General features: G+C 47.8%; 7 protein-coding genes. 5 read left to right on the top strand and 2 right to left on the bottom strand.

Going from position 1 to position 10252, the window contains the following annotated elements; genetic code table 11:
• Positions 1-172: 172 nt before the first annotated feature.
• On the bottom strand, positions 173-586 hold the full coding sequence (gene hns / locus BZK42_RS21790; RefSeq protein ID WP_003020723.1) for a histone-like nucleoid-structuring protein H-NS: 414 nt from the start codon (positions 584-586) through the stop codon (positions 173-175).
• Between the two features lie 623 nt (positions 587-1209).
• Here hns and tdk point away from each other — a divergent pair.
• The gene (tdk, locus tag BZK42_RS21785) at positions 1210-1827 is read left to right on the top strand and encodes a thymidine kinase (protein ID WP_019076935.1); all 618 of its coding nucleotides are present in this window, start codon (positions 1210-1212) and stop codon (positions 1825-1827) included.
• Positions 1828-2064: 237 nt separating this feature from the next.
• Here the strand turns inward: tdk and adhE are convergent, their stop codons facing one another.
• Positions 2065-4743 carry a bifunctional acetaldehyde-CoA/alcohol dehydrogenase gene (adhE, locus tag BZK42_RS21780; RefSeq protein ID WP_016153272.1) on the bottom strand — a complete coding sequence of 893 codons (2679 nt, stop codon included), beginning with the start codon at positions 4741-4743 and terminating at the stop codon, positions 2065-2067.
• A 487-nt stretch (positions 4744-5230) separates the two neighbouring features.
• On the opposite strand from adhE, the gene ychE reads away from it, so the two are divergent.
• The 4 genes from ychE (at position 5231) to oppC (ending at position 10246) form a co-directional block, all read left to right on the top strand.
• The gene (gene ychE, locus BZK42_RS21775) at positions 5231-5878 is read left to right on the top strand and encodes an NAAT family transporter YchE (RefSeq protein ID WP_003020714.1); all 648 of its coding nucleotides are present in this window, start codon (positions 5231-5233) and stop codon (positions 5876-5878) included.
• A gap of 771 nt (positions 5879-6649) precedes the next feature.
• On the top strand, positions 6650-8281 hold the full coding sequence (oppA, locus tag BZK42_RS21765) for an oligopeptide ABC transporter substrate-binding protein OppA (protein ID WP_016153271.1): 1632 nt from the start codon (positions 6650-6652) through the stop codon (positions 8279-8281).
• Between the two features lie 121 nt (positions 8282-8402).
• Positions 8403-9323, top strand: coding sequence for an oligopeptide ABC transporter permease OppB (oppB, locus tag BZK42_RS21760; RefSeq protein WP_003020708.1), 921 nt, complete (start codon positions 8403-8405; stop codon positions 9321-9323).
• 14 nt (positions 9324-9337) lie between these two features.
• Positions 9338-10246 carry an oligopeptide ABC transporter permease OppC gene (gene oppC / locus BZK42_RS21755; protein ID WP_003020701.1) on the top strand — a complete coding sequence of 303 codons (909 nt, stop codon included), beginning with the start codon at positions 9338-9340 and terminating at the stop codon, positions 10244-10246.
• Positions 10247-10252 lie beyond the last annotated feature (6 nt).

Below are 10252 nucleotides of genomic sequence, written 5' to 3'. Positions count from 1 at the left end.
TCTTGTTAAACATTTGCAGTTGCCAGACCGCAATGTGTTTTAACAAATCAAAAGGGGTTTTAATAACTGGCCCAAAGCTGAAAGCTTTCCGGAACCCCCAGCCTAGCTGGGGGTTTTCTGTGCACAAAAAAAATCCCGCCACTGGCGGGATTTTAAGCAAACTATTTCTGAATTATTCTTTGATTAAGAAATCGTCCAGTTGTTTACCTTGTTCTTCCATCGCTTTTTTGATCACTGCCGGTGTACGACCCTGACCAGTCCAGGTTTTAGTTTCACCGTTTTCGTCAACATAGCTATATTTAGCCGGACGTGCAGCGCGTTTAGCTTTGGTGCCAGATTTAACAGCAGCCATGCTATTCAGCAGTTCGTTCGGGTCAATGCCGTCAGCGATCAGCATTTCACGATATTGTTGCAGTTTACGAGTACGTTCTTCAACTTCAGCAGCTGCAGCGCTTTCTTCTTCACGGCGCTCGCTAACAACAACTTCTAATTTTTCCAGCATTTCTTCAAGCGTTTCCAGAGTACATTCTCTTGCCTGCGCACGAAGAGTACGGATGTTGTTCAGAATTTTAAGTGCTTCGCTCATTGTAGTAATCTCAAACTTATATTGGGGGTGGTTTGTTGAGCTAATAATAGAGCGATAAATTCAGTTGTGCAATAGCCAGGAATGTAAGGAATTCAAAATTGCGCTTTATTTAGTATCAGAATTAATTCATCTGTCTTAAATTCTCCGCGACGTTGGGCATAAAAAAGGCTTATTGGTGAGGGGGCTTCTCAGCGGCTGAGAGTAAAAATTCAAGATTCAGGTCACATTTTATGGTGTACAAATAGTATCTCTTTGCAGTGATTTCAACCTTTTGTATTAGTTTTGCTTACATGAATTCGCTAATACATGGCGACAGTGGGTAGATTCAATAACAATAAGGGAAGGGTTTCTTTATTGCCGTAAGAAGATAAGAGGTATGGATAAATTTCATGAGCACTATTTGTGAAAGAGTGTGTATATACCCATCGAGTTTCAGGCTACCTGGGCCATGGCTGGAGTGTACTCACGCTCCCGTGTCACTTAAAGGATCGGTTATTTAGGCGACACTGAGCGAGTCTGAACGCCTATTTATACGCCTATGCAGGCAACGCTACACCGACACGTTCGTGAAATATGGTACAATCCTGCCCATATTTATTTCCCCGGGTGAGGGCCTACGGTCAATGGCACAGCTATATTTTTACTATTCTGCAATGAATGCCGGTAAGTCGACTGCATTGCTGCAATCTTCGTACAATTATCAGGAACGTGGGATGCGTGCCGTGGTATATACAGCGGAAATTGATGACCGCTTTGGTGCTGGAAAAGTAAGTTCGCGTATAGGTCTGTCGTCACCTGCAAAATTGTTTAACCAAAATTCATCATTGTTCGAAGAGATTCGGGCTGAGAATGAGCAGCAAAGAATTCACTGTGTACTGGTTGATGAGTCGCAGTTTCTGACTCGACAGCAGGTTTATGAATTATCTGAAGTTGTCGATCAGCTGGATATTCCCGTGTTGTGCTACGGCTTGCGTACCGATTTTCGTGGTGAGTTATTTGGCGGCAGCGAATACCTGTTGGCATGGTCAGATAAACTGGTTGAATTAAAAACCATTTGTTTCTGTGGGCGTAAGGCCAGCATGGTGTTGCGTCTTGATCAGGCAGGACGACCTTATAACGAGGGCGAACAGGTGGTGATTGGCGGGAACGAACGCTATGTATCGGTATGCCGTAAACATTATAAGCAAGCACAGTCTGAGGGCTCTCTGACGGCGATACAAGAACGACACAACCACGATTAACTCTACGCGCTTCTGGGCGCTTATTAGCACAGGGTAGGCTGCGACATTCGCTAATGTTCGCTACCCTGTCAGACACTCTCCTGACGCTATTCTCGCATCCTCCTAAGCATCCTTTTACAGGTCCATCCTTTAAACGTCGCTGAATTGGTCATGTTTCGATTCTGATAACGTAAGATGCAAAAAAAACGGCCCCAATTTGGGACCGTTTATGGTGAAACTAAAACTTATCTGGATGAATTAAGCGGATTTCTTCGCTTTCTTCTCAGCTTTCGGCGCTGCTACGGCTTCAGTCTTAACGGCGGTTTGATCTTCGCTGTATTCACGACCGTAGTAGGTATCCATCAGGATCTGTTTCAGTTCAGAAATCAGCGGGTAACGCGGGTTAGCACCAGTACACTGGTCATCAAACGCATCTTCAGACAGTTTGTCCACGTGTGCCAGGAAGTCAGCTTCCTGAACGCCAGCTTCACGGATAGACTTAGGAATACCCAGTTCAGCTTTGATTTCGTCCAGCCAGCCCAGCAGTTTCTGGATTTTTGCAGCAGTACGGTCGCCCGGTGCGCTCAGACCCAGATGGTCTGCGATTTCAGCGTAGCGACGACGAGCCTGCGGACGGTCGTACTGGCTGAATGCAGTCTGTTTAGTCGGGTTGTCGTTCGCGTTATAACGAATAACGTTGCTGATCAGCAGGGCGTTCGCCAGACCGTGAGGAATGTGGAACTGAGAACCCAGCTTGTGCGCCATTGAGTGACATACACCCAGGAAGGCGTTAGCAAACGCAATACCGGCGATGGTTGCTGCACTGTGTACACGCTCACGCGCTACCGGGTTCTTAGAACCTTCGTGGTAGGACGCTGGCAGGTTTTCTTTCAACAGTTTCAGCGCTTGCAGAGCCTGACCGTCGGAGAACTCAGAAGCCAGCACGGATACGTAAGCTTCCAGGGCGTGAGTGACGGCATCCAGACCACCGAACGCACACAGGGACTTAGGCATATCCATCACCAGGTTGGCGTCAACAATCGCCATATCCGGAGTCAGCGCATAGTCTGCCAGCGGGTATTTCTGACCAGTTGCATCGTCAGTAACAACCGCAAACGGAGTAACTTCAGAACCAGTACCGGAAGTGGTGGTGACGGCAACCATCTTCGCTTTTACGCCCATTTTCGGGAACTTGTAGATACGTTTACGGATGTCCATAAAGCGCAGTGCCAGTTCTTCGAAGTGGGTTTCTGGGTGTTCGTACATAACCCACATGATTTTCGCGGCGTCCATCGGGGAACCGCCACCCAGCGCGATGATCACGTCTGGTTTAAAGGAGTTAGCCAGCTCAGCACCTTTGCGTACAACGGTCAGAGTTGGGTCAGCTTCAACTTCAAAGAACACTTCGGTTTCAACGCCAGCAGCTTTCAGCACGGAGGTGATCTGGTCAGCATAGCCATTGTTAAACAGGAAGCGGTCGGTCACGATCAGCGCACGTTTGTGACCATCGGTAATCACTTCATCCAGTGCGATTGGCAGAGAGCCACGACGGAAGTAGATAGATTTCGGAAGTTTGTGCCACAACATGTTTTCAGCTCGCTTAGCAACGGTTTTCTTGTTGATCAGGTGCTTAGGACCAACGTTTTCAGAGATGGAGTTACCACCCCAGGAACCACAACCCAGAGTCAGGGAAGGCGCGAGTTTAAAGTTGTACAGGTCACCGATACCACCCTGAGAAGCTGGGGTGTTAATCAGGATACGTGCGGTTTTCATCATCTGACCGAAGTAAGCAACACGTTCTGGCTGGTTGTCCTGGTCGGTGTACAGGCAAGAGGTATGACCGATACCGCCCATCGCAACCAGTTTTTCAGCTTTAATAACGGCGTCTTCGAAGTCTTTCGCACGGTACATTGCCAGCGTCGGAGACAATTTTTCGTGAGCGAACGGTTCACTTTCGTCAACAACAGTCACTTCACCGATCAGAATCTTAGTGGTTTCTGGTACGGAGAAGCCTGCCAGTTCAGCAATTTTGTATGCCGGCTGACCAACGATAGCCGCGTTCAGCGCGCCATTTTTCAGGATAACGTCCTGAACGGCTTTCAGCTCTTTGCCTTGCAGCATGTAGCCGCCATGAGTCGCGAAACGCTCACGTACTGCGTCGTATACAGAGTCAACGACAACAACGGACTGTTCAGAAGCACAAATTACGCCGTTATCGAAGGTTTTAGACATCAGAACAGATGCAACAGCACGCTTGATATCAGCGGTTTCATCGATAACCACAGGAGTGTTACCTGCGCCTACACCGATTGCCGGTTTACCGGAACTGTATGCTGCTTTAACCATGCCTGGACCACCGGTCGCAAGGATCAGGTTGATGTCCGGGTGGTGCATCAGCGCGTTTGACAGTTCTACGGAAGGTTGATCGATCCAGCCGATCAGATCTTTCGGTGCGCCAGCAGCAATTGCTGCCTGCAGAACGATATCAGCAGCTTTGTTAGTGGCATCTTTAGCACGCGGATGCGGAGAGAAGATGATTGCGTTACGCGTCTTCAGGCTGATCAGTGATTTGAAGATTGCAGTAGAAGTCGGGTTAGTGGTTGGAACGATACCGCAGATGATACCAATCGGTTCAGCGATGGTAATGGTACCGAAAGTGTGGTCTTCAGCCAGCACACCACAGGTTTTTTCGTCTTTATATGCGTTATAAATGTATTCGGAAGCAAAGTGGTTTTTAATCACTTTATCTTCGACGATGCCCATGCCAGATTCGGCAACGGCCATTTTCGCGAGAGGGATTCGAGCGTCTGCGGCAGCCAGAGCGGCGGCACGGAAGATTTTGTCAACCTGTTCTTGAGTGAAACTGGCATATTCACGCTGGGCTTTTTTTACGCGCTCTACAAGTGCGTTAAGTTCAGCGACATTAGTAACAGCCATAATGCTCTCCTGATAATGTTAAACTTTTTTAGTAAATCATCTGCTCGATACGAGAGTATAGACAGATCGACGAAAATTTGTGTAACGTTTTGAAAATCAAACGGTTAATTAACGTCCACTTTACCTTGATTTACTAAAAGAGCTTATACGCTAGCGCCACTTAATTCTAACGCGCTACCTCCAGGTGGCGTAAGCAAGATTACTCACTTCTGAGTAGTAATTGCGTGATCTGGATCAAAATTTCGCAAAGCTGACACCTTTCAGCAGGCCCTTTTAGCGTTTATCGGTAAGTGTTAATAAATTGATGGGGTGAATGTCATTAACATTAGCATATTTAATACATATTAATAACACTAAGTATTGGATGTGTATTTACGTAGATATACACAGATAGAAGGTGAAGTATGCTGACAAAAGGCGTATCTTCAGCGCGGATTTTATCAATTTTTATGACTCATTTTATCCGGCTAACGCTTCGGAGCTAACCGTGATCCAAACGCTATTTGATTTTCCTGTCTATTTTAAGTTTTTCATTGGGTTATTCGCATTGGTTAACCCGGTCGGGATCATCCCAGTCTTTATCAGTATGACCAGCTATCAAACGGCTGCTGCGCGAAATAAAACCAACCTTACGGCAAACCTGTCGGTTGCCATCATCCTGTGGACTTCGCTGTTCCTTGGTGACGGTATTCTGCAGCTCTTCGGTATCTCGATAGATTCGTTCAGGATTGCCGGCGGCATTCTGGTGGTGACTATCGCAATGTCGATGATTAGCGGAAAACTGGGCGAAGATAAGCAAAACAAACAGGAAAAATCAGAAACAGCAATCCGCGAAAGTATCGGCGTAGTGCCGCTGGCATTGCCGTTAATGGCGGGGCCAGGGGCGATAAGCTCAACTATTGTTTGGGGTACGCGTTATCACAGTGCGATTAACCTGTTTGGTTTTTTTGTGGCGATTGCGTTGTTTGCCCTGTGCTGTTGGGGGCTGTTCCGCATGGCACCGTGGCTGGTACGGCTGCTGGGCCAAACCGGTATCAACGTCATTACGCGTATTATGGGGTTGTTGTTAATGGCCTTAGGGATCGAATTCATTGTGACTGGAATCAAGTCCATTTTCCCCGGTTTGCTTGCCTGATATTCCTCTTCGGCATCAACGGAGCCTCTTTCGGCTCCGTTTCCTTTCGTTATTAGTAAAACTTCTCACTAAAGTTGAAAATCAGCTTAGAAATATAAAAAATCTGATGGCTATTCATTAATTTATTCATTGATTTTATGGATATAACCCTCAGTAGGCCACCAGAGGGATCCCGATGTCACTGTTATTTTATTAACATCATACTCTGGGGCTTGCTGAAGGATTATCGAAATGTTATTAGTTATTTCAGCGTTTTTTTTAGATGAATGTGCTAATTAATAATCAATTGTTAAGTTTATGTGCATTTTGGCGTGGTGTTGACACTGGACTGGGGGGTTAACACTGCGTGTGATGCAATATATTGATTTTTATCGTTTTGTTGTCGCGATCTTTCATTCGCAAGACTTTTTTAGTGAGATTTATTTCCAATAAAAGAGAATTGGTTAACAAATTTGTAAAATGTATTGGCGGTTAAGAAACGCATTTGATACTTTCCGGCCAGGTATTATGCAGAAGAATTCACGTTGATGAGAATCATTTTCAATTAGTTTCTCTCAACAGGGTAATAGCGTGTTTCCGGCAGGGGAGGCACGTAGATAATCGACGCAAGGCGATCATACGAATCGCCAGAAATAAATAAAGTCGGTGATAGCAAGCAGTAAAACAAGAAACTACCTGACGGCAGAAAATCTCCGGTGCCGTACAGGGATCCTGACAGGATTAACAGTCTGGTTAAAAAACCAGCCATAATAATGAGGGAGTACAAACACAATGACTAACATCACTAAAAAAAGTTTAGTAGCTGCGGGGATCCTAACTGCGCTAATCGCTGGGAATGTTGCTACGGCGGCAGTTGTGCCAGCAGGTGTGCAGCTTGCTGAAAAGCAGACTCTGGTGCGTAATAACGGTTCGGAAGTTCAGTCACTCGATCCACATAAAATCGAAGGTGTACCTGAATCCAATATCAACCGTGACCTGTTTGAAGGTTTATTAATCAGCGATGTCGATGGCAAACCATCGCCTGGCGTGGCTGAAAAGTGGGAAAATAAAGACTTTAAGGTGTGGACATTCCATCTGCGTAAAGACGCTAAATGGTCTGACGGCACGCCTGTTACCGCGCAAGATTTCGTGTATAGCTGGCAACGCCTGGCTAATCCAAATACCGCGTCACCGTACGCCAGTTATTTACAGTACGGTCACATTGTCAATATTGACGATATTATCGCCGGCAAAAAGCCGATCACCGATCTCGGTGTCAAAGCTCTCGACGATCATACATTTGAAGTCACCCTGAGCGAGCCGGTTCCTTATTTCTACAAATTGCTTGTGCACTCATCCGTTTCTCCGGTTCCTAAAGCAGCGGTTGAAAAATACGGTGAGAAATGGACCCAGCCCGCTAACATCGTTACCAACGGCGCCTATAAGCTGAAAGACTGGGTGGTCAACGAGCGCATTGTACTTGAGCGTAACACCAACTACTGGGACAACGCCAAAACGGTTATTAACCAGGTTACCTACCTGCCAATTTCTTCTGAAGTGACTGACGTTAACCGCTATCGCAGTGGCGAAATCGACATGACCTATAACAACATGCCGATCGAGTTATTCCAGAAACTGAAAAAAGAGATCCCGAACGAAGTTCACGTTGACCCGTATCTGTGCACCTATTATTACGAAATCAACAACCAGAAAGCACCGTTCAACGATGTTCGTGTTCGTACCGCCCTGAAACTGGCGTTGGATCGTGACATTATCGTCAACAAAGTTAAGAACCAGGGGGACCTGCCGGCTTATAGCTTTACCCCTCCTTACACCGATGGCGCGAAACTGGTTGAACCAGAGTGGTTCAAATGGTCTCAGGAAAAACGCAATGAAGAAGCGAAAAAACTGCTGGCTGAAGCCGGGTATACCGCTGAAAAACCGTTGACCTTTGACCTGCTGTATAACACCTCAGATCTGCATAAAAAGCTGGCCATCGCTGCGGCATCTATCTGGAAGAAAAATCTGGGCGCCAACGTGAAGCTGGAAAACCAGGAATGGAAAACATTCCTCGATACGCGCCATCAGGGTAACTATGATGTTTCGCGTGCGGGCTGGTGTGCGGATTACAACGAACCAACATCCTTCCTGAATATGGTGCTGTCTGACAGCTCCAACAACACCGTCCACTATAAGAGCCCGGCGTTTGATAAGCTGATTGCGGATACGCTGAAAGTGACTGATGAAGCGCAGCGCAGCGAACTGTATTCGAAAGCGGAACAGCAGCTGGATAAAGATTCTGCGATTGTACCGGTTTATTACTATGTTAACGCCCGCCTGGTAAAACCATGGGTTGGCGGATACTCCGGTAAAGACCCGATGGATAATATCCACGTTAAAGACTTGTATATTATCAAGCATTAATGGCAAGACGTGGGGCAATCATTTTGCCCCACAGTGTCTTTTTTCTTCGAACTATTAACACCGCTTTACCTGAACGTCGGGGTAGAAGAGGTGTAAAGGCACACGCCAGAAGGTACGGGCAATGTTAAAATTTATATTACGTCGCTGTCTGGAAGCGATTCCGACGCTGTTTATACTTATTACGATTTCATTCTTTATGATGCGCCTTGCGCCGGGAAGTCCATTCACCGGGGAACGCGCGTTACCGCCAGAGGTACTGGCTAATATCGAAGCGAAATATCATCTTAACGATCCTATCTCGACGCAGTACTTCAGCTACCTCAAGCAGCTGGCGCATGGCGATTTTGGGCCATCTTTTAAATATAAAGACTATACGGTAAACGACCTTGTGGCATCGAGCTTTCCGGTTTCTGCGAAGCTGGGAGCTGCGGCCTTTATTCTGGCGGTCCTCGTTGGCGTTAGCGCTGGGGTGATAGCCGCGCTGAAACAGAATACGCGCTGGGACTACACTGTGATGGGGGTGGCAATGACCGGGGTGGTTATCCCCAGTTTCGTAGTCGCTCCCTTATTGGTCATGATATTTGCCATAACCTTGAAATGGCTGCCCGGAGGCGGCTGGAACGGCGGGGCGTTGAAATTTATGATCCTGCCGATGGTGGCCTTGTCGCTGGCTTATATCGCCAGTATCGCCCGTATTACCCGCGGTTCGATGATTGAAGTGCTGCACTCTAACTTTATTCGTACCGCGCGCGCTAAAGGGTTGCCGATGCGGCGGATCATTTTCCGCCATGCGTTAAAACCTGCGCTGTTGCCCGTGCTGTCCTATATGGGACCAGCATTTGTCGGCATTATCACCGGTTCGATGGTGATTGAAACCATCTATGGTTTGCCGGGCATTGGCCAACTGTTCGTCAATGGCGCGTTAAACCGCGACTATTCGCTGGTCCTGAGCCTCACCATACTGGTAGGGACGCTGACCATCGTGTTTAACGCGATTGTTGACGTGCTGTATGCCGTTATCGACCCGAAAATTCGTTACTGATACTGGAGCTCGCTATGATGTTAAGTAAGAAAAACAGCGAAGCGCTGGAGAATTTCAGTGAAAAGCTGGAGGTCGAGGGCCGCAGTCTGTGGCAGGACGCGCGTCGACGCTTTATGCATAACCGCGCAGCGGTAGCAAGCCTGGTCGTGCTGGTGATTATTGCGCTGTTTGTGACGCTGGCGCCGATGCTGTCGCAGTTTACCTACTTCGATACCGACTGGGGTATGATGTCCAGCGCGCCGGATACGGAATCTGGACACTATTTCGGCACCGACTCGTCAGGTCGAGACCTGCTGGTTCGTGTGGCGATTGGCGGTCGCATCTCGTTGATGGTCGGCATTGCCGCGGCGTTGGTCGCGGTAGTTGTCGGCACGCTATACGGTTCTCTGTCGGGCTACCTCGGCGGTAAAATCGACTCCGTGATGATGCGTCTGCTGGAAATCCTCAACTCCTTCCCGTTCATGTTCTTCGTGATTCTGCTGGTCACTTTCTTTGGGCAAAATATCCTGCTGATTTTTGTCGCTATAGGGATGGTATCCTGGCTGGATATGGCGCGTATCGTGCGTGGACAAACGCTGAGTCTCAAGCGCAAAGAGTTTATTGAAGCAGCGCAAGTGGGTGGGGTATCTACCGTGCGCATCGTTATCCGTCATATTGTGCCGAACGTGCTGGGCGTGGTGGTGGTGTACGCTTCGTTGCTGGTGCCCAGCATGATCCTGTTTGAATCCTTCCTGAGCTTTTTGGGATTAGGGACGCAGGAGCCGTTAAGTAGCTGGGGGGCGTTGCTGAGTGATGGTGCCAACTCGATGGAAGTCTCACCATGGCTGCTGCTGTTCCCGGCAGGATTCCTGGTGGTCACTTTGTTCTGTTTTAACTTTATTGGCGATGGCCTGCGTGATGCCCTCGACCCGAAAGACCGTTAAGGAGTG

The organism is Citrobacter braakii, assembly GCF_002075345.1.
In the GTDB taxonomy this organism is placed as follows: domain Bacteria; phylum Pseudomonadota; class Gammaproteobacteria; order Enterobacterales; family Enterobacteriaceae; genus Citrobacter; species Citrobacter braakii.
The sequence above is the reverse complement of the archived record's forward strand: the minus strand, read 5'-3'. Positions and strand labels throughout refer to the sequence as shown.

Bases quoted from the DNA above. Each gene is read 5' to 3' on its own strand.
- hns (WP_003020723.1), bottom strand. From the start codon at position 586: ATGAGCGAAGCACTTAAAATTCTGAACAACATCCGTACTCTTCGTGCG.
- tdk (WP_019076935.1), top strand. From the start codon at position 1,210: ATGGCACAGCTATATTTTTACTATTCTGCAATGAATGCCGGTAAGTCG.
- adhE (WP_016153272.1), bottom strand. From the start codon at position 4,743: ATGGCTGTTACTAATGTCGCTGAACTTAACGCACTTGTAGAGCGCGTA.
- oppA (WP_016153271.1), top strand. From the start codon at position 6,650: ATGACTAACATCACTAAAAAAAGTTTAGTAGCTGCGGGGATCCTAACT.
- oppB (WP_003020708.1), top strand. From the start codon at position 8,403: ATGTTAAAATTTATATTACGTCGCTGTCTGGAAGCGATTCCGACGCTG.
- oppC (WP_003020701.1), top strand. From the start codon at position 9,338: ATGATGTTAAGTAAGAAAAACAGCGAAGCGCTGGAGAATTTCAGTGAA.